Source organism: Alphaproteobacteria bacterium LSUCC0719 (genome assembly GCA_040839025.1).
Taxonomy (GTDB): domain Bacteria; phylum Pseudomonadota; class Alphaproteobacteria; order Puniceispirillales; family Puniceispirillaceae; genus UBA8309.
This window is the reverse complement of record JBFPJN010000001.1, coordinates 846,658-866,231: the sequence shown is the minus strand read 5'-3', so window position 1 is coordinate 866,231 and position 19,574 is coordinate 846,658. Positions and strand designations below refer to the sequence as shown.

16 protein-coding genes are annotated in these 19,574 nt (G+C 60.0%); 4 read left to right on the top strand and 12 right to left on the bottom strand.

Annotated features, from left to right (window positions below; all coding sequences use genetic code 11):
• Window positions 1–26 precede the first annotated feature (26 nt).
• The 9 genes from AB3X55_04135 to AB3X55_04095 form a co-directional block, all read right to left on the bottom strand.
• A complete protein-coding gene (locus tag AB3X55_04135) occupies window positions 27–797 on the bottom strand; it encodes a TSUP family transporter (protein MEX0502762.1) in 771 nt (256 codons plus the stop codon).
• A 15-nt stretch (window positions 798–812) separates the two neighbouring features.
• Window positions 813–2,333 carry an AMP-binding protein gene (locus AB3X55_04130; protein MEX0502761.1) on the bottom strand — a complete coding sequence of 507 codons (1,521 nt, stop codon included), beginning with the start codon at window positions 2,331–2,333 and terminating at the stop codon, window positions 813–815.
• Complete coding sequence (locus AB3X55_04125) at window positions 2,330–3,733, bottom strand: aldehyde dehydrogenase family protein (GenBank protein ID MEX0502760.1); 1,404 nt, start codon at window positions 3,731–3,733, stop codon at window positions 2,330–2,332. Before AB3X55_04125 ends, AB3X55_04130 begins: the two co-directional genes overlap by 4 nt.
• A gap of 28 nt (window positions 3,734–3,761) precedes the next feature.
• Window positions 3,762–5,252, bottom strand: coding sequence for a tripartite tricarboxylate transporter permease (locus tag AB3X55_04120; GenBank protein MEX0502759.1), 1,491 nt, complete (start codon window positions 5,250–5,252; stop codon window positions 3,762–3,764).
• A 5-nt stretch (window positions 5,253–5,257) separates the two neighbouring features.
• On the bottom strand, window positions 5,258–5,794 hold the full coding sequence (locus AB3X55_04115) for a tripartite tricarboxylate transporter TctB family protein (protein MEX0502758.1): 537 nt from the start codon (window positions 5,792–5,794) through the stop codon (window positions 5,258–5,260).
• A 151-nt stretch (window positions 5,795–5,945) separates the two neighbouring features.
• A complete protein-coding gene (locus AB3X55_04110) occupies window positions 5,946–6,962 on the bottom strand; it encodes a tripartite tricarboxylate transporter substrate binding protein (GenBank protein MEX0502757.1) in 1,017 nt (338 codons plus the stop codon).
• A 164-nt stretch (window positions 6,963–7,126) separates the two neighbouring features.
• On the bottom strand, window positions 7,127–7,549 hold the full coding sequence (locus tag AB3X55_04105; protein MEX0502756.1) for an Lrp/AsnC family transcriptional regulator: 423 nt from the start codon (window positions 7,547–7,549) through the stop codon (window positions 7,127–7,129).
• A gap of 196 nt (window positions 7,550–7,745) precedes the next feature.
• Window positions 7,746–9,386 (bottom strand): cisplatin damage response ATP-dependent DNA ligase, encoded by a 1,641-nt coding sequence (locus AB3X55_04100; protein ID MEX0502755.1) that lies wholly within the window; start codon window positions 9,384–9,386, stop codon window positions 7,746–7,748.
• Entirely contained in the window at window positions 9,383–10,372 is a 990-nt protein-coding gene (locus tag AB3X55_04095) for a ligase-associated DNA damage response exonuclease (protein ID MEX0502754.1), read from the bottom strand. Before AB3X55_04095 ends, AB3X55_04100 begins: the two co-directional genes overlap by 4 nt.
• Between AB3X55_04095 and AB3X55_04090 the strand changes: the two genes are divergently transcribed.
• Both AB3X55_04090 and pdeM read left to right on the top strand, forming a co-directional pair.
• Window positions 10,355–12,805: a ligase-associated DNA damage response DEXH box helicase gene (locus AB3X55_04090; GenBank protein MEX0502753.1), complete on the top strand. Its 2,451-nt coding sequence runs from the start codon at window positions 10,355–10,357 to the stop codon at window positions 12,803–12,805. The two genes, AB3X55_04095 and AB3X55_04090, sit on opposite strands and share 18 nt — an antisense overlap.
• Complete coding sequence (pdeM, locus tag AB3X55_04085) at window positions 12,786–13,493, top strand: ligase-associated DNA damage response endonuclease PdeM (GenBank protein ID MEX0502752.1); 708 nt, start codon at window positions 12,786–12,788, stop codon at window positions 13,491–13,493. Before AB3X55_04090 ends, pdeM begins: the two co-directional genes overlap by 20 nt.
• A gap of 2 nt (window positions 13,494–13,495) precedes the next feature.
• Here the strand turns inward: pdeM and AB3X55_04080 are convergent, their stop codons facing one another.
• The 3 genes from AB3X55_04080 to AB3X55_04070 are packed head-to-tail and all read right to left on the bottom strand — an operon-like array spanning window position 13,496 to window position 17,606.
• Window positions 13,496–15,058, bottom strand: coding sequence for a cytochrome c-type biogenesis protein CcmH (locus tag AB3X55_04080; GenBank protein ID MEX0502751.1), 1,563 nt, complete (start codon window positions 15,056–15,058; stop codon window positions 13,496–13,498).
• A gap of 50 nt (window positions 15,059–15,108) precedes the next feature.
• Complete coding sequence (locus AB3X55_04075) at window positions 15,109–15,690, bottom strand: DsbE family thiol:disulfide interchange protein (GenBank protein ID MEX0502750.1); 582 nt, start codon at window positions 15,688–15,690, stop codon at window positions 15,109–15,111.
• A complete protein-coding gene (locus AB3X55_04070; protein ID MEX0502749.1) occupies window positions 15,687–17,606 on the bottom strand; it encodes a heme lyase CcmF/NrfE family subunit in 1,920 nt (639 codons plus the stop codon). Before AB3X55_04070 ends, AB3X55_04075 begins: the two co-directional genes overlap by 4 nt.
• Window positions 17,607–17,640: 34 nt before the next feature.
• Between AB3X55_04070 and AB3X55_04065 the strand changes: the two genes are divergently transcribed.
• On the top strand, window positions 17,641–17,922 hold the full coding sequence (locus AB3X55_04065) for a hypothetical protein (protein MEX0502748.1): 282 nt from the start codon (window positions 17,641–17,643) through the stop codon (window positions 17,920–17,922).
• Window positions 17,923–17,961: 39 nt separating this feature from the next.
• Entirely contained in the window at window positions 17,962–19,515 is a 1,554-nt protein-coding gene (gene betC / locus AB3X55_04060) for a choline-sulfatase (protein ID MEX0502747.1), read from the top strand.
• Window positions 19,516–19,574: the final 59 nt, after the last annotated feature.

The window sequence follows — 19,574 nt, the reverse complement described above, 5'->3', positions numbered from 1 at the left end:
TCAGGCCGTGAAAAGGGCTTGTCCGGCTAGAGAAGGCCGGTGGCGATCAGCCTTACGCCCATGATCAGAAAGGCAAACAGAACAATCTGACGGAACCTGTCCTGCGAGACGCGCTCGCGCATGATTTCGCCAATCCGAAATCCTATCAGCGTCATCATCAGGCCAAACATCGATTTTATGATTACCGGCCCGGTGATCAGGCCGGAAATCACCAGCCCTGCACCAAGGGGCAGACAGCCTGCCAGGAACAGGAATCCGGTGGTGCCGATAAAAATGTCCTTTGGTGTGTTTCGCGCCATCAGATACATCGCCACCGGGGGCGACCAGATCGAGGACAGGCCGCCAAGGATGCCTGATACGATGCCAACGCCGATCTGCCAGATCTGTCCCGGCCCAACCGGAAGCGACAGCCCGAACAGCAGGTTCAGGGAAAAAATCACCATCGCCATGCCGATGGCAACGGTCAGCAGCGCGGTCGGGTAGTCGTTGATGAACAGCGACGTCAGGAAAATGCTGACAAACAGGGCAACCGCAAACCATTTGTAGGTGGCAACGATGTGTTGCTTGTTCCCCGCGCGGCCAAACTGAAACAGGTTGGTGACCAGAATGGGAAGCCACAGCAGCGAGATGGCCTCGGTTGGTGAGATGATCAGCGTCAACAGTCCCATGGCCGCCGCAGGAAGCCCGATCCCCAGGAACCCCTTGACGATGCCGGCAAAGACGAAAATACCGCATATGCCAGCGATCAACAGCGGATCAAGACTTGGCAGGAGGACCTGCAATGTCAGCGCATTCACCCTGTCACCATTAAATCAACGATCATCATAAACCAGACCATACAGCTTCAGGCGCTGAACCTTTCCAGAGGGCCCCTTTGGCAGATCGTCAAGCACGTGGATGCGCTCCGGTGCCTTGAATTTGCCAAGTCGCGCAATGCAATGCGCTAACAGGGTCGCCTCATCAACCATGTTGTTCGGCTTGTAGCGGATACAGGCCTCGACACGCTGACCATACTGGTCACAGGGGACCGCGAATGCGGCAGCTTCGAGAATGGTATCATGCTCAAGCAGAACTTCATCAACTTCACGCGGGGCGATGTTCTCCCCGCCCTTGATGATCAGTTCCTTGATCCTGCCGGTGACAAAGACAAAGCCGTCCTCGTCCATATGGCCAAGATCGCCGGTGCGAAGCCATCCCTCGGCGGTGATCGTCTTTGCCGTTTCTTCCGGCTGGTCGAGATAGCCCTGCATCACGTTGGCCCCGCGAACCAGAATCTCTCCGGTGACGCCGCGCGGTACTTCCTGCTGGTTGTCGTCGCCAATGATGATTTCATTGCCAACCGCAATGCCTGGCGACCCGATCTTGCGCGTGGCTGGCGGCATCGGGTTCGACAGGATCTGCGCGCCGGTCTCGGTCAGTCCCATTGTTTCAATGATCGGAATGCCGAACCGCTCTTCAAAGCGCCGGTGGATTTCAGGTGACAGCGGTGCCGATGCCGACCGCGAGAACCGCAACCTGTCGCGGTCGATCTGCGGGGCTGTGTCGTCATTCAGAAGATAAGCAAACAGTGTTGGAACGGCGCTGAACCAGCTGACATGGCTATCATACACCTGCTGCCAGAAGGCCCGCACCGAAAAGCGATAGGGCATGACAAGGCCGCTTGCCGACATCAGGGTTCCCATAACCGTCACGCACAGCCCGTTGATATGATAGATCGGCAGCACACACATCCCCGTGTCATCGGCGGTCACGCCATGACCATCGACGACATTCATGCCGGCGGCCATCAGATTGGCGTGGCTCAGGATCACGCCTTTCGGATTGCCGGTGGTCCCGGAGGTGTACATCAGCAGCCCGGCCGTGGCGGCGTCGGGTGTGTGGCGAGGGGCCGCCGCCGGTGTCTGGCCGGCGGGCCATTCCGGACCGTTATCGGGATCAAGTCTGATAATGGTGATGGCGCGATCAATCCCTACAAGCGCCTCGTCGATCAGTTGCCGGTTGTCATCGGTGCAGAGTATCACCTCGACCCCGGAATGGGTGATGACATAGGACATTACCCGCGCGCCGGCGACAAGATTGAGCGGCGTGGCAAGATAGCCGCCGGTCGTGATGCCGGTGAAGCAGAGTGTTGACCAGATTGAATTCTGAGCGGCGACCGCGACGGGGGCGCCTTTGGCAAGCCCCAGCGCATCCAGTTGGCAGGCGATGGCACGCGACCGCCTGGCGGCTTCGGTCCATGTGACGGTATCGCCTGTATCAGGTGAGGTCAGCCAGACTGCGTCGCCTTTGGCAGCCGCATTGGCGTCAAGTCGCGACGCGATGCTCGATGTCATTTGCCGTGGTCTTTCCAGTAGTCGCCGAAGATTTCATCAAGCGACGGCTTGCGTTCGGCGATGGTGCGAACGATCCGGACCTGATTCACGAAATGACGCCAGTTCAGGTTCTCGTCAATGGAATTGCCGCCCCAGCTGCCACACCCCATCGACAGCGAGAACGGCATGCCGTTGTTGAAGAACCCGCCATTGGCAAAGCAATGCGCCTGATTCAGGATCACCCGGCATGTGCGTGCCTCCATTGCCAGTCGGCGGGCGCGCGAATCATCCTGCGAATGCAGGCCCAGCGAATGGCCAGCCCCCATCACATTCTGGATGGAAATGGCCTTTTGCATCGCGTCATCGAAATCGCTGGCCCGGTGAAGCGCAAGGAACAGCGCCATCTTCTCGCCGGTCATCGGGTGATCGGCACCGATTTCCCGTTGCGGTGCGACAAGGAACCTGGTTCCGGCCGGCGCGGTGTCGGCAAGACCGGTTTCAGCCAGCACGATGTCGATATCCTTGGCCAGCAGGCGCGGTGCCAGCTTGCCATGATGCCAGTGCATGGCCTCAAGGGCCGCCGTCTGCGTCTCGTCGAGCAGATATCCGCCTTCGGCGGCAAGCGCCGCCACGAGGTCGTCATAAACCGAATCAACGGCAATCACCGCATTTTCCGACGAACATGACGTGGCATTGTCAAAGGTCTTCGAGGCGGTGATTTTCGCCGCCGCCGCGGCAATGTCGGCGGTTTCGTCAACAATTGTCACAACATTGCCGGCGCCAACACCGATGGCCGGTGTCCCGGATGAATAGCCGGCACGCACATTTGCCTGTGACCCGGTGACAAGCACCATGTCCGCCAGTTGCATCAGCCGCTCGGTCTTCGGCTTTGACGGCGGCACCGGCACCATCTGCACCAGCCCGTCAGGCAGGCCGAGCGCAGCCAGCGCCGGATGGATATGCTCCAGCAGGGCCAGCAGCGGCTTCACACCCTTGGGCGAGGGCGCGAGGATGATCGCATTGCCGGTCTTCAGGGCGTTGATCATATTGTTGACGGGCGTCGCCAGCGGGTTTGTCGACGGCACGATGGCGGCCACCACACCTTTGGGTCGCAGGAATGTCGACAGGCCGGTTTCGTCATTGTCCTCGATATGGCCAAAGGAGGTGACGCCCTTGATGTCACGCATCAGGCCAAGCGTCTTGTTGTGGTTCTTGCGAACCTTGTCATCGGCATTGCCAAGACCGGTCTCGGCAACGGCGAATTCGGCAAGCCGCCTGTTACGCTCAGGTTCCATCAGGCACCAGGCCACAGCCTGGCATGCACGATCGAAAAGGGCCTGTGATCCCATTGCCTCATAGGCTTGCTGGGCGTCGCGGGCACGGGCGACAAGTTGGTCTATCTGGGTTATGTCATCTGACACGGCGCGTCCTTTCCGGGGCCGGGCCTGTTTAGGCTTTATTCGTGGGCGATGCGAAGGCTCTATACACGCCGGTGGCGAGTGTCAATGCACCGGCAGCAATCAGGATCGTGCAGATTGGCCGCGAGAAATATGTGCCAAGATCATAATGAACCATCTGCATGCCCTGGGCGAAATTCTGCTCGCCAATCTTGCCAAGGATCAATCCAAGGACAATGCCGGGAATGGAATATCCCGTCCGGCGCAGCAGGAAGCCGATGATGCCGGCTCCGAACATGACCATGACATCCAGTACCAGTCCGCGGCTGATATAGGCACCGATGGTTGCAAGAAGCAGAATCAATGGCGCCAGGAACTGGAACGGTATTTTCAGCAGATAAAGGATGGTCTTGGTCTCGATAAGACCGATGAACAGGATCGACAGGTTCGCATAGAACATGGCCGCGAAGACAATCCAGATCAATTCGGGCGAATTGTAAAAGACAAGGGGGCCGGGTTCGAGATCATGCATCTGGAACACGGCAACCATCATTGCCGTCAGCGCGCCACCGGGAAGACCCAGCGCGAGCAGGGGGATCATCGCGGCACCGGTGGCGGCATTGTTGGCCGTTTCCGACGAAATGACGCCTTCCAGCTTGCCGGTGCCGAACTCTTCCTTGTTCTTTGACCAGCGTACCGCCTCGCCATAGCCCATGAAAGCCGCCAGCGTGGCGCCGATACCGGGAAGGATGCCGCAGAAGAAACCTACGAGAATCGAGCGCAGAACGGCGAATTTATGCATCCACAGTTCCATCGCACTGGGAAAGGACATGCCGACTTTCGGCGCGTCGAACTTGCCCGTCGCCTTCTTTTCCGCCTGGATGAAAATTTCCGACACGGCGAAGAAGCCGAGGATTGCGGGAACAAAGGCGATGCCGGCAGCCAGATCGGTAAAGCCGAAATTATAGCGGTTGATGCCGCCGACAGGATCCTGGCCGATCGTCGCGATGAGAAGGCCGAGAAGAACCGACATCCAGCCTTTCCAGATGGTGCGCCCGCCAACCGACGAGGCGACAGCAAGCCCGAAGAAGACAAGCGCGAAGATTTCCGGTGGGCCGATATTGCGGATTGCCCAATTGGCCAGCGGTTCGGTGGCCGCCATCATTACCAGCGCGGATGCCACGCCGCCAATGGCCGAACACAGCACCGCCGCGCCAACCGCCTTGCCGGACTGGCCCTTGCGGGTCATCGGATAGCCGTCAAACGCTGTTGGTGCGTTCTCAGGCGCGCCCGGAATGTTGAACAGGATTGCCGTGATGGCACCCCCATAGGTGCCCGTACAATAGATTACGGCAAACAGCATCACCCCCTGCGCCGGTTCCAGATCGGCGGTGAAAGGAAGCAGGATCGCCGCCAGTGTCAGCATGCTTACCCCGGGAATGGCACCGAAAAGCATGCCGCCGATAACCCCGAAGACAAAGATCGCGACGGTGAAGGGGTCGCCAAAGAGTGCGGCTGTTCCGGCAAGAAAATTTTCTACCATGTTCGTTACCAGGCCTTCTGTAGCAGCGTGTTCATTTTCAGAATGAACCCGCTGAAATCATAAAAGGGTGAGACATTGCCCTGTGGCAGGGGGGCGTTCAGTGCGACAACGAAAAGACCGAGAAGAATGGCGTAGATCAGGATGGTAATGCTGACAATCCACTTCCAGCGGCGCTCGCCGAACAGCCAGATGACGGCGGCAATAAAGACCGGTGCGCCCGAATACATGCCGACCGGCTTCAAAAGCCAGGCAAACAGGAATGGCGTGAACAGGATTGCGATGATTTTGGCCAATGTTGCCGGGTTGCTGTAATCGGTTGGCGATTCATCGGTTTCAGCAATGCCGACGCGCCCTTTCTGAATGGCCGAGCCATGCTTGAAATGGTGGTACAGATTGCCGGCCGTCACCAGCAGAAGAAGCACCAGGACAACCCGGGGCCACCCTGTGGCACCGAATTTGTAGATTTCGATCGGCTGGTTGAATTCGAAACTGTACGCAAAAAATATGAGGGCGATCAGCGCCCAGACGCCGGTCTCAATCAAATGTGATTTGCCGAGCTGACCCAAAGATCCCTCCCTTGCTGCAAGGCGTGTTCAAAAGCGTGCTGTTAAAGTCTATGAAAATATTCTAAATGCGACATGACTGCCCCCGATATCCGGGAACACCGGGGGCAGGAAGTTTACAGGGGCAGACCTATTTCACATCCATGCCCATTGCCTTGTACACATCACGGTACTGGGCAACAGACCGGGTGATCAGGTCGCGCGCACCGGCGGTGTCACGATAGCTGTCGATGACATTCATGAACTTTGATTCATTGAACGCCTGATAGCTGTCCTGGCAATAACCGCGCTGGAATGCCCATTGCAGCCATTTTACACGGTCGGCAGGTGCGTCCTTGTGGACATAGAAGCCGCGGAAACGAAGCAGCGGATCAAAGTCCATGCCCATTTCACGGTGGGTCGGCACATCGGCAAAGACCGACGGGCGCTCGTCAAAGATTGTCAGGATAGGCTTGAAATTGCCGGCATCCAGAAACTTGCGGACGTCGCCGGGCTGTTCGAACAGCGCATCGACCTGTCCACCAAGAAGCGCACCATAGCGCGGTGCCCCCTTGTCAAACGAGATCTGCTGGATTTCCATGCCGGTTGCGTCGGTGATGAACTTCATCGTGACGCGCTCCATCGAGCCTTCCTTGGACACGTTGGCGATCGTCGCCTTGCCACCCTGCGCCTTTACCCAGGCAACAAAGGATTCCCAGTCATTATAGCGGGTCTCGTTGGTCCGAATGTAGATCTGCGAGAAGGTAACCTGTGAAATAACAAGCGGAATCAGATCTGTGGCCGGGTTCGGCTTGCTGGAATCCAGCGCATGCGCCGAAGAGGCATCATCAATATGTTCAAGAACATTATAGCCGTCTGCAGGTGACGCCATGTAGGCGGTCATGCCCACGGTGCCTGATCCGCCCGGCTTGTGATCACGGTTGATCGCAACGCCGGTCAGGCCGGTAACACCCTCGGCCATCGCTGCTGCGACCTGTCCGGATCCACCTGCCGGGCCGTAAGGTACGATCATTGTCAGGGCGCGTTCCGGAAAGCCGCCAGGCTTATCCATCGATGCTTCCTTGACCTTGCATTCAAATGCGTTGGCGGCGCCGCTTGCCACCATCATCATGGTGGCTGCCACGCCAATACCGAAAAGTCTGTTCATTGTCTTCCTCCGATTTTGCTGCCGTCATAGTGTTTTCCTGACGACACCGTTAGATTTGACCATCATTTTCCATATAGGAAAACCCCAAAAAGGCCTATCTGCTGACCTGATTGGGGCGGCGATGCGTCGAAATGTCTGGTCTGGGTCTGGTTATGACGCCTGTATCAAAGACGCGAACTCAACAGATGGCTTGATTCGGTCTCTCTGACACCTGGGATCTGGCGGAGCTGGGCAATTGTGAGGCTCATTTCCTGAAGTGTTTCTGTCTGGATTTCCACGGCAAGACTCCAGCGCCCGCTGGTGGTGAACAGACGTGTGACCTCGGGCATGCCGTTCAATCTGCAGATGGTCGATTCTTCCGACTTTGCCACAAGGTCGATCATGACCCAGCTTGTTACATTCTGCCCGAAATCCTCGCAGCCGAGTGTCACCGTATAGCCGGTTATATCGCCTCTGTTCTCCATCTTCTTGATGCGGGAATCGATGGTGACGCGCGATACGCCCAGCTCTTTGGACATCTGTGTGACGGAGGTTCTGGCGTTCTCCTTCAACGACTTGATGATATGAGTGTCAAGGTCTTGCGTCATTGTAATCCACGTCCCGATGAGGATGAATGCCGACTGGTTTCATATGTTCTATATGCGACATGATAGAGAAATCTGGCTAGTCGCGCAAGATGCGGCTTTGGTTCAATAACTCAGATTAAGCGCATTGATACGGCAGGTATTTGGGAGGGTGTGGATCCTGCGGATCCAGGGGTGGCGGACAGCCCCTTTCACATGATCACTCGACAAATGCGCGCACCGTTTCGATGGTATCAGCCTCGTCTGTCGGCTTGTCCCATCGGATCCGGTTGATTCGTGGAAAACGCAGCGCAATGCCCGATTTGTGGCGGGGGCTGTCATGCGCGCTGTCAAAGGCAAGTTCGACGACAAGTCGTTTCTCCACCTCGCGCACTGGCCCGAACCGGCCTGTCGTGTTGGCGCGCACCCATTTGTCGAGATCGCGAAGTTCGTCATCGGTAAAGCCGGAATAGGCCTTGCCGACCGGCACAATTTCGGTGCCGTGCCAGATGCCAAAGGTGAAATCTGAGTAAAAGGAGCTTCGTCGGCCATGCCCGCGCTGCGCATACATCATGATCGTGTCGATCATCCGGGGCTCGCGTTTCCATTTGAACCACGGGCCTCGCGGTCGGCCGGCAGTATAGGCGCTCTGCCTGTGCTTGATCATCAGGCCTTCATAGCCATGGACCTCGGCTCCTTCCCGGCGCAGTCTGGCCAGATCCTGCCAGTCGGCAAAAGGCAGGATTTCGGACAAATCCAGCCTGTCGCCGGCATGGTGCCGCATCCATGCTTCCAGCCGGTGACGCCGTGACGCCAGCGGCAGGTCACGAAGATCATCGTTCCCGTCAAACAGCATGTCATAGACCCGAACAAAGGCAGGCAGATCACGAAGATGGGCCTTGGTCGGGCTCTTGCGGTTCAGCCGTTGCTGCAGCTTGTTGAAGGCAAGCGGTCTGAAGTCATGACCGACCAGCAATTCTCCATCGAGAACGGCGTGTCCCTGCAGCGCCGTGGCCAGATCAGGAAAGGTGCCGGATACATCGTCACCGGTTCGCGAGAAAACGCGACGGCTTTCATGATCAAATACCAGCTGCACGCGGATGCCGTCCCATTTCCATTCCGCCTGATAGTCGCTGGCCACCAGCCTGTCGAAGTCCCTGGTCTCGTCGATGGGGTTCGAGAGCATCATCGGATGGAAGACCCGGCCCGGCTGGATCACCGGCTGCGCGGCGCGACCGTCAAGCCAGGCGAAAAGGCCGGTATAGGGAATCTCCAGCCCATGCCAGATTTTCTCGATCTCTCCGAGATCCTGTCCGCCATAGGCCGCCAGCGCGGTTTTGGCCAGCCGCGCGGATACGCCAACCCGCAGCCCGCCGGTGGCAAGCTTGATCATCGCCCACCGTTCAGAGGCTGTGGCGTTGTCAAGAAGGTCGCAGATATGGGTGGCGATGTCCGCCTTTGGCATGGATTCGATCCCGCCAATGAATTCCGCGACGCCGGGAACCCGGCCCGGATCATTCCTGTCGGCATCGCGGCCATAATCCCTGTCATCATCCCTTTCACTTGGGGTTGTTCCATCTGTCGCAAGGGGCTGGGGCCAGATCAGCGCAATCGTTTCGGCAAGGTCGCCGACATAATCATAGGACATCAGGAACAGCTCGGGGTCGACACGTTCCATCACCAGCTGGCGCAGCATGCCCGGCTTGAGATTGGACAACGCAAGATCGCGCGTGATGGCGGCCAGGGCATAACCCCTGTCAGGGTCCGGGGTTGTCTTGAAATAGCGTACCAATGCCTCGATCTTCGCGTTGCGTGACGAGGTGATGACAAGCGTTTCCAGAAGTGCGGCAAAACCCTTCATTCGCCGGCATCCTCTTCACGGCCCTGCATATACAGAGGCTCCGCCTTCAGGCCCTGCGACCGGCACCAGTGAACAAGGGCATCCTCGCGGCCATGCGTGACCCAGACAGTGTCGGCGCCGGTCGCGGTAATGGTGGCGGTCAGTTCGTTCCAGTCGGCGTGGTCGGAGATCACCAGCGGCAATTCGACACCGCTCTGTTTGGCGCGTTGTCTGATTGTCATCCATCCCGAGGCCTGACAGACCACCGGGTCGGGAAGGCGACGCGACCAGCGGTCACGAAGCGCCGAAGGCGGGGCGATGACGATATGTCCGGGGAATGATCCCCTGTCACGATCGAGGGCCTTTTGCAGATTGCCAAGTTCCACCCCCTGGCCGGCGTAATAGGCGCACAGCTTTTCCTGCGCGCCATGCAGGAAAATCGGGGCGTCGTACCCGGCCTCACGGATCAGTTTGATGACCCGCTGTGCCTTGCCAAGCGCATAGGCACCAATGACATGGCATCTGTCCGGCTGGGCCTCGACCGAGGCCAGAAGACGGGCGATTTCCCGCGTCGGGTCCGGATGCTGGAACACCGGCAGGCCAAAGGTGGCTTCGGTTACGAAAAGATCGCAGGGCACCAGTTCAAAGGGCTGTGCCGTGCTGTCGGCATGCGTCTTGTAGTCACCTGTCACAACCGCGACACGGCCCTGATAGGCCAGTCTGACCTGGGCGCTGCCAAGGATATGCCCGGCTGGAAACAAAGTGATTGTCACCGGCCCGTCGACAAGCGTTTCGCCAAAGTCGAGTTCCTGGAAAGATCCAGCGCAGTTGGCACCATATCGCTGTTTCATGATGGCGATTGTCTGCGGCGTCGCCAGCACATGTTCATGTCCGGGACGGGCATGGTCGGCATGCCCATGAGTGATGATCGCGCGCCTGACCGGACGTGCCGGGTCGATATAGGCGTCGATTGGTTCTATATAGAGTTCATGGTTCAGCCAGTTCATGACACTCAATATAGGGATCTGCAGACGCGCCTCCAGTCCCATCCGCTGACGGCATGGCTCGAGGGCCGCGGATGGCGCTGGTTCGATCATCAGGTCGAGGCGGCTGAACATGCGCTGGCCGGCCGTGATGTGGTGGTCTTTGCGCCGACCGGTGCCGGCAAGACGCTTGCCGGTTTCCTGCCATCCTTTCTGGATATTGACGGGCGTGGGTCGAGTGGCCAGCTCCATACCATCTATATCTCGCCGCTCAAGGCGCTGGCGGTCGATGTTCATCGCAACATCGCCGCGCCGATCGAGGCGCTTGACCTGCCGGTGACCTTTGAAACGCGAACCGGCGATACCCCGCAATCCCGCCGCCAGCGCCAGAAACGCAAACCGCCCGATTTTCTGATGACAACAGCGGAGTCGCTTGCGCTGCTGTTGTCCTACGAGGATGCGGGAACCTATTTCGGTGGCCTTCGCTACATCATCATTGATGAACTTCACGCCTTTTTCGACAACAAGCGCGGCGATCTGCTCAGCCTCAACCTTGCCAGATTGGCCACGCTGGCACCGCGGGCGCGGCGGATCGGGCTCTCGGCAACCATCGACAAACCGAAGCTGGCACGTGACTGGCTATGCCGACGCGGCGGCAGGATTGTCACGGTGCCGCAGGCGGTGGCCCCGGTCATCGACATCCTGCAGACCGAGAACCGCATTCCCTGGTCGGGTCATATGGCCAGGCACGCGCTTGATGAGGTCTATGCGCAGATTGCCAGCGCCAGAATGAGCGTGGTGTTCGTGAATACGCGGGCGCAGGCGGAGTTTGTGTTTCAGCGGCTGTGGCAGTTGAATGACCGCAATCTAAGGATTGCCGTTCATCACGGTTCGCTTGAGCGCGAACTTCGGCGCAAGGTGGAAGCGCGGATGGCGGCCGGCGGTCTGGATTGTGTGGTGGCGACAAGCTCGCTCGATCTTGGTCTCGACTGGGCGGATGTCGATCTTGTCATCCAGGTTGGCGCGCCAAAGGGTGTCAGCCGCCTGCTGCAGCGTGTGGGGCGGGCCAATCACCGGCTGAATGAACCAAGCCGTGCCATTCTGGTGCCGACAAACAGGTTCGAATATCTGGAATGTGTGGCTGCCCAGACCGAGATTGCCGACAACAGGCTGGATGGCGCGGCCTTTCGGCGGGGCGGGTTTGATGTGCTGGCGCAGCATGTCTTCGGCGTGGCCTGCAGCGGGGCCTTCGACCCGGAGGCACTGTATGACGAGGTCATCCGCGCCGCGCCCTATGCCGATATGGGGCGCCGGGAATTTGACGAGGTGGTGGCATTTGTCAGCAACGGTGGATACGCGCTTGCGGCCTATCCACAATATAACAGGCTGGCGGTCCTGAAGGACGGATCGATTGCGCTTCGCGAGCCACGCATGGCGCGGCAATATCGGATGAATATCGGCACCATCGTTGAATCGCCGATGATGAAGGTCAAGCTTCGCAACCGGACGCTTGGCAGCATCGAAGAGAATTTCGTCGTCAATCTGTCACCGGGCGACAGTTTCCTGTTTGGTGGTCAGGTGCTGACCTATGAAGGCATCAGCAACGCCGCCGTCATGGTGTCCAAATCGCGTGGTGGCGAGGCCCAGATTCCAAGCTATGGTGGAGGCAGACTGCCACTGACGACGAACCTGTCGCTTGCCGTGCGCCAGTTGATCGGCAATCGGCGCGCCTGGGCCGGGCTTCCCGACCAGATTCGCGACTGGCTGGTGCTTCACGGCAGCCGCTCGGCGCTTCCCGATGCGAAGACGCTTCTTGTCGAGATTTTCCCGCATCGCAAGCGTTATCATACTGTTGTCTACAGCTTTGCCGGCCGCAACGCGAACCAGACACTGGGCTTTCTGATGCTGCGGCGCATGAAACGTGCCGGTCTGCGCCCGCTCGGATTCTCGATGACCGACTATGCGCTCGCGGTCTGGTCGCTGACCCCGCCCGAGGATGTTGAAAGCCTCCTCGACCCGGACATCATGACCGAGGAATTCGAGGAATGGCTTCAGGACACCCCGTTGCTGAAGCGCCTGTTCCGCGATAGCGCGATCATCTCGGGACTGGTTGAACGGCGTCATCCCGGTCAGGTGAAGACAGGCCGCCAGATTCTGTTCAGCTCCGACCTGATCTATGACGTGCTGCGCCGCCATGAGCCGGATCACATTCTGCTGAAAGCGGTGCGGCGCGATGCCATGCAGGGGCTGATCGATGCCGGAAGGCTTGCCGATACATTGCGGGAAATCGCCGGAAAGATTGTCTGTCGGCGGCTGGATATGATATCGCCCATGGCGGTGCCGGTGATCATGCAGATCGCCCGCGAGAACACGGTCCACAGTGATGACGGGGACGAATTGCTGCTGGACATGGAACAGGACATCATCCGGGCCGCCAATGTCGAATCGATCAATTGATTTTGCCGGACACGGCTTTGATCTGCACCCGTCAGGCGCATTGCTGTGGCGTGATGCGTCTCTGCTGATTGTCGGTGACCTGCATCTTGAAAAGGGAAGTTCCTACCATCGGTCCGGGCAATTCCTGCCGCCCTATGACACCGCCCAGACACTGGCAAGACTTGCCGCCGTCATTTCGGAGCTGACGCCACAGCGTGTGCTGTTCCTGGGCGATGTGTTCCATGATGGTGCGGCCTGGGGGCGCATGGCACCTCCGGACAGGCAAACGCTGTCGCAGATCATCGGGGCCCATGACACGATCTGGGTTGAAGGCAATCATGACCAGAGCTTTGTGCCGCCTGGCCATCATGCCTGCCACAGTCATGAAGAGGCGGGGATCATCTTTCGACATATCATGGATGAATCGGAAACCCGGCCTGAAATCAGCGCCCACTATCATCCTGCCGGTGTGGTCACCCATCGTGGTGCGCGTCTCAGACGCCCGTGTTTCGTGCAGACCCCCTCGCGATTGGTGGTGCCGGCCTTTGGTGTGCTGACGGGTGGACTGGATTGCCGCGATCCGGCACTTGCGGTGCTGCATGGCAAGGCCACGAGACTGTTTCTGCTGGGCACCGACAATGTGGTTGCCGCGCCGCCGGGACTGGCCCCCGATCCGCGGCGACGACAAAGGGGTCGCGCCGCTGGCTAGGCTCAGAGCGCGTCGATGGCCTGCCGGAGCTGTGGTGCGATGGGGGCGTCGGCGGGAAGGCGGGAATATAAAGCTTCCCACAGCGCGCGTGCCTGCTCGGTGTCGCCGTCCTGTCTGGCGAAATGCCCCCTGATATAAAGCCCCTGCGGCAGCTGCGGGTCGAGTGTCTCGACCCGTGCCAGCAGTCGCCGAGATTCCGCGATGAAATCGGCTTCAAGCCGGGCCATGACCATATGTTCGAGAGCCGACAGCTGGGCCTCGACATCCTCCGGCATGGCGTCGGCAAGCCCGATCATGGCCGTCTGCGTGTCATCCACCCGTTCCAGTACCTGATAGGCGCGGATCAGACGTCGCCAGCCTTCGATGTCCGCCGGCTCCTCGGCAAGCCTGGCGGCAAGCCCTTCGACCATGCCCTCGATCATGGCGGCGCGTTCCTCTTCGGACATGCCGGCGGCGTTGGCGACGGCCTCGGCGTCCGGGCCAGCCGGTGCAGCGGCAAAGCTGTCCGGGTCAATGCCGCCGGATCGGGCCGCATCGTCGATGTTCTCGGCCAACAGCGTCATCCAGGGCGCGTCCGGGGGTGACAGGCTTTGAAGTCTGCGCCAGATACCGACAGCGGCGGCGTAGTCCTCATCCTGATAGGCGGCAAGGCCGGACAGATACAGCGCCCGTGGTTCGACCGGATCAACCGCCAGAATGTCGGCAATCAGCCGGCGTGCCGGGATCGTCACCTGACCATCGGCGGCACGCGCCATCGCTTCGGCGCGCAGCGCGCGAATGGCCGGATCACCATCGGTCAGCCTGTCGGCCTGTTCAAGCGCCGCAATCTCGGCCGGGCCATCGCCAGCCGCCGCTGCCGCCATCGCAAGCTGTAGCCAGGCCCCCACATCGTCGGGTGTCCTGGCGGTCCTGTCGCGGGCTTGCTGTAACCTGTCATTACGGTCCCGTGCGGTTTCGCTGGCCTGTTCCAGTGCGGCGGCGATTTCGGTGCCTCGATCCGCCAGCGGACGTGAAGGCAGGTCAGCGCGGCCAAGCACCAGATACAGGCCGAGGCTGGCCGCGATCACAAGACTGCCGAGTGCCACTGCGACGCGCCTGTCAACAGGTCTGGTCTTGCCGATGGTTGTGGCGTCGGGGGTATCGACCTGATCCGGAGTAGGGGGTGTGTCACCATCGCGTCGCCGACGTCCGGCCAGCATGATGGCCAGACCCGCCAGCAGGATGGCGACAGGCGCCCCCCACAGGATATAGGTTCCCGGCGAGACAGGCGGGTTCAACAGGACATAGTCGCCATAGGTTGCCCGCAGCGCTGCGATGATCTCGTCATCGCTGGCACCTGTTGTCAGCTGTTTGCGTACCTCGATCCGCAAGTCGCGGGCCAGTTCGGCGTCGGAATCATCGATTGACTGGTTCTGGCAGACAAGACAGCGAAGCTGCCTGGACAGCGCGCGTGCGCGCGATTCAAGCGCCGGGTCGGCCAGCATTTCTTCCGGGGTGAGCGCGGCGACGGGCAGCGGGCCGGTGAACAAGGCCATCATCGCCAGCATCAGGCCGACTTTTACCATCCGGGACAAACATGACATGGCGTTGCGGCAGGACATGGCGTTGCGACAGGTCATGGCAATCTGGCGATTGCTGGCAACAGCACATCATCAAGGACGCGTCGGTCAATCGGGCCGGCATGACGCAGCAGAATGGTGCCGTCGGCATCGACCAGAAACGTCTCCGGCACGCCATAGACACCCCATTTCATGCCGGCATCCCCGTCACGGTCGATGCCGATGGCGCTAAAGGGGTTTCCGTATTCGGTCAGGAAGTCACGTGTATCCTCGGGCCGGTCCTTGTAGGCGATGCCAAAGATCGGGATGCTGTCCGAAAGCAGGGCCAGGGCAGGCGCTTCGGCGCGGCAGGGCGCGCACCAGCTGGCAAACACATTGACCAGAAACGCCGAGCCGGCAAAATCGACTGCCGACACCGATGCAGATGCGGACCGGCCGTCATTCACCAGGCTTGGCAGCATCATCGTCGGTGCCGGTTTGCCAACCATCGCCGAGGGAAGCTGCGATATGTCGCGATCCCCGCGCAGCGTCGCCAGCAGCGCTATGGTCGCAAACCCGGCCAGAACCAGGAAACCGGCAAACGGGATGATGAATGACAGGCGGGGCCCAGCCCCCTTGCTGTTTCCGGATCGGCTCATGTCGCGGTCCGGACCGAACCGGTCAGCATCGCCGTGCGCCGCTGTCTGCGACCGATGGCAGCCAGGCCGCCACCAACAGCCATCAGCCCCGCGCCGGCCCAGATCCAGCTGACAAACGGCTTTCGGTACAGCCGCAGCGTGTACCCGCTGGTCGCGTCACCATCGCCAAGGACAGCGTAATCATCGCCGCTCAGACGTGGCCTGATGGCAGCTTCTGTCGTGGTCTGGCGTTCCGCGTTGTAAAAGCGCTTTTCCGGCGTCATCACGGCCAGAATGTCGGTGCCGTCACGCAATTCGATAATCGCGGTCTCGGTGACATAATTTGGTCCCTGCCGGGCCTCGACCGCGCGAAGCGTCATCGTCTTGCCAGCGACATTGACCGTGTCGCCCGGAAAGGCGCGGACAATCACTTCGGTCTGGAACAGGCCATTGCCAAGCGCACCAACCAGAAACACCACCATGCCGGCATGTGCGGTCCACATGCCCCATACCGGCATCGGCAGCGCCGCGGCGCGCGTGCCGGCCCCTCGTTGCCACGGCTTCAGCCGATGCAGGATGTCGCCGCCAATGGCCAACGCCAGCCAGCCAAGAAGGCCAAGCCCGGCAAGCCCGGCGGCGCTGATCGCCTCGGCAAACATGGCCCCGGCACCGATGGCGAGGACGGCCCCGGCCGCCGCCAGCCTGAGGCTGGTGCCAAGAGAGGGCAGGGTGCCGCGCCGCCATGCCAACAGGGGGCCAAGCGCCATCGCCACCACGAGGCCGGCCATGATCGGGTTGAATGTGGCGTCAAAATAGGGCGGGCCGACAGTGATGCGTGCGCCTGTCACCATTTCCAGCGCCAGCGGATAGAAAGTGCCGACAAGCACCACCACGGTCGCCGCCGTCAGCAGGAAGTTGTTCAGGATCAGTCCGCTTTCCCGGCTGATCGCAATATGGTCATTCCGACTGGCAAGCTGTGGGCCACGAACCGCAAACAGCAGCAGTGGCACGCCAATGGCGGCAAGCAGAATGCCGAGAATAAAGACGCCGCGCGCCGGGTCGCTGGCAAAGCTGTGAACCGATGTCAGCAGGCCCGAACGCACAATGAAGGTGCCGACCAGCGACAGCGAGAAGGCCAGAATGGCAAGCAGTACCGTCCAGCTTTTCAGGCGGTCGCGCTGTTCGACGACAATCGTCGAATGAAGAAGCGCCGTTGCCGCAAGCCACGGCATCAGCGAGGCATTTTCAACCGGGTCCCAGAACCACCAGCCACCCCAGCCGAGTTCGTAATAGGCCCACCAGCTGCCAAGCGCGATTCCGGCAGTCAGGGCGCACCAGGCAGCCGAGATCCAGGGGCGCACATGACGCGCCCAGGCCCTGTCGATGCGGCCTTCGATCAGGCCGGCCACCGCAAAGGCAAAGGCAAGTGACAGGCCGACATAGCCGACATAGAGGGTCGGCGGGTGAAGGGCCAGCCCCGGATCCTGAAGGATCGGATTCAGCCCGTTCCCGTCAAGGGGCGGTGGATCGAGGCGCGCAAACGGGTTCGACGTGAACAGGCAGAAGGCCAGAAACCCGGCTGTCACCATCGCCTGGACGGCAAGCGTGCGGGTTTTCAGTCCGAAATCCATCTCGCGTCCGCGCATCGCCAGCATCCCGCCAAACAACACCAGAATCAGGATCCAAAGAAGAAGCGAGCCTTCATGGTTTCCCCAGGTGCCGGAGATCTTGTAGATCATCGGCTTGGTCGAGTGGGAATGCGCGGCAACAAGCGCCACCGAGAAATCGGACGAAACGAAGGCTGTCACCAGCGCGGCAAAGGCAAAGCTGACGGCAGCCGCCATAAGCAACGTCGCCGGGGCCGCCAGCGCCGTCAGCGAGGCAAGCCCGAAACGCAGGCCCACCAGTGGCAGAACGGCAACGCAGATTGATGTCATGAAGGCCAAAATCAGGGCAAAATGACCAAGTTCGGTGATCACCGGCGCGGCTCATCTTTGGGTGAAGAACAATGGACAAACAAATATCACGGGTGGCTGCTTTGAACAAACCACCCGTGACATTTCGTTAACTTCGGTGGATGGCACCCACTTCAGTAACGTCAGCATGCGCGTTGCCCGGTATGGTTCACATGTGACAATTCGTCACCGCGTTGCTATTGATGACGCGCCGCCGCGGCTCGTGGCCAGCCGGATGGTTGCCGATTGCCAGAAGCCGCGTTTGGCGTATGGTTGGAATGTGTCCGGTCGCCAATAATCAGGCCGATCCGGCATTCTCGATCCCTGTGAGGTCATCATGACATCAGCCCCCTCGACCCGGTCTCCGGCACCATCTCCATCGCACCCCAATATCGTTCTGATTATGGCTGATCAGCTGGCGCCGCAATTTACCGGTGCCTATGGGAACCCCGTGGTCCAGACCCCGAATCTGGACGCGCTGGCGGCGCGTGGCGCACGCTTTGATTCGGCCTATTGCAATTCGCCCCTGTGCGCCCCGTCGCGGGCCAGTTTCATGACCGGCCAGCTTGTCAGTCGCCTTGGCACCTATGACAATGCCAGTGACTTTGCCGCTTCCGTGCCGACCTTTGCCCATTATCTGCGTCAGGCCGGATACCGGACCTGCCTTGCCGGGCGGATGCATTTTGTCGGTCCGGATCAGCTCCATGGCTTTGAAGAGCGTGTCACAACGGATGTCTATCCGGCGGATTTTGCCTGGGTGCCTGACTGGTTGAATGCCGATGAAAGGATCGACCGCTGGTACCACAATATGGATTCGGTGTTCGAGGCCGGAAGTGCGGTGACAGCCTTTCAGATCGAATATGACGAAGAGGTTGCGTTCGCGGCCAGACGCAGATTGATGCAATATGCCTGTGACGCGGGCGCGCCCTTTGCGCTGGTTGCCAGCTTCATGAATCCGCATGACCCCTATGTGGCGCTGCCGCAGTTCTGGAACCTGTATGAAGATGGCGGGATCGACCTGCCGGTCACGGACATGGCGGCGGTGCCGCAGGATCCGTTTTCGGTTCGTGTTCGTGACGGCATTGGGGCCAGTGCGGTCACCACCTCGGCTGCCGATATCAGACGGGCGCGGCGTGGCTATTACGCGAATGTGTCATATGTCGACAGCAAGATCGGTGAAATCGTGCGTGTGATCGAGGACATGGGACAGCTCGACAATACGATTTTCATCGTCACGTCGGATCATGGCGACATGCTTGGCGAGCGTGGTCTTTGGTACAAGATGAACTTCTTCGAGCATTCCGCGCGGGTGCCGCTGGTGATGGCGGGTCCGGGTATCAAGGCAGGCCGCATTGACAGCCCCTGTTCACTTGTCGACCTGTTGCCAACAATGCTGGATTTTGCCGGCGCATCCGCTCTGCCGATGGGCCAGCCGGTGGATGGCAGGTCACTGGCGCCGATGGCGCGTGGCGGGGCCGAGGATGAGGGGACGGTGATTGGTGAATATTGCGCCGAGATGACGGCAACCCCGGTGTTCATGATCCGCCGCGGACAGTGGAAATACATTCATTGTGATGACGATCCGGCACAGCTTTACAATTTGCGCGACGATCCGCATGAACATGTCAATCTGGCGGCGGATCCGGCCAGCGCCGAAATTGCATCGGCGTTCGCGGCCGAGGTGGCGGCAAGATGGGACAGTGCCGCGCTTCGCGATGATGTCATTGCCAGCCAGGCGGCGCGACGTGTTGTTTTTGATGCCATGCAGACGGGTCGGCGCACCGATTGGGATTATACACCGCCGCGCAACGCCGCCGAGGAATATGTCCGCAACCATATCGACTGGACGGTCGCAGCGGCGCAGACGCGCTTTCCTCCACTGGCGGATTGATCATGGCGGCGTGGGTCTATTGCCTTGCAAGGCCGATCATGGCCTGATGACGACCGGGA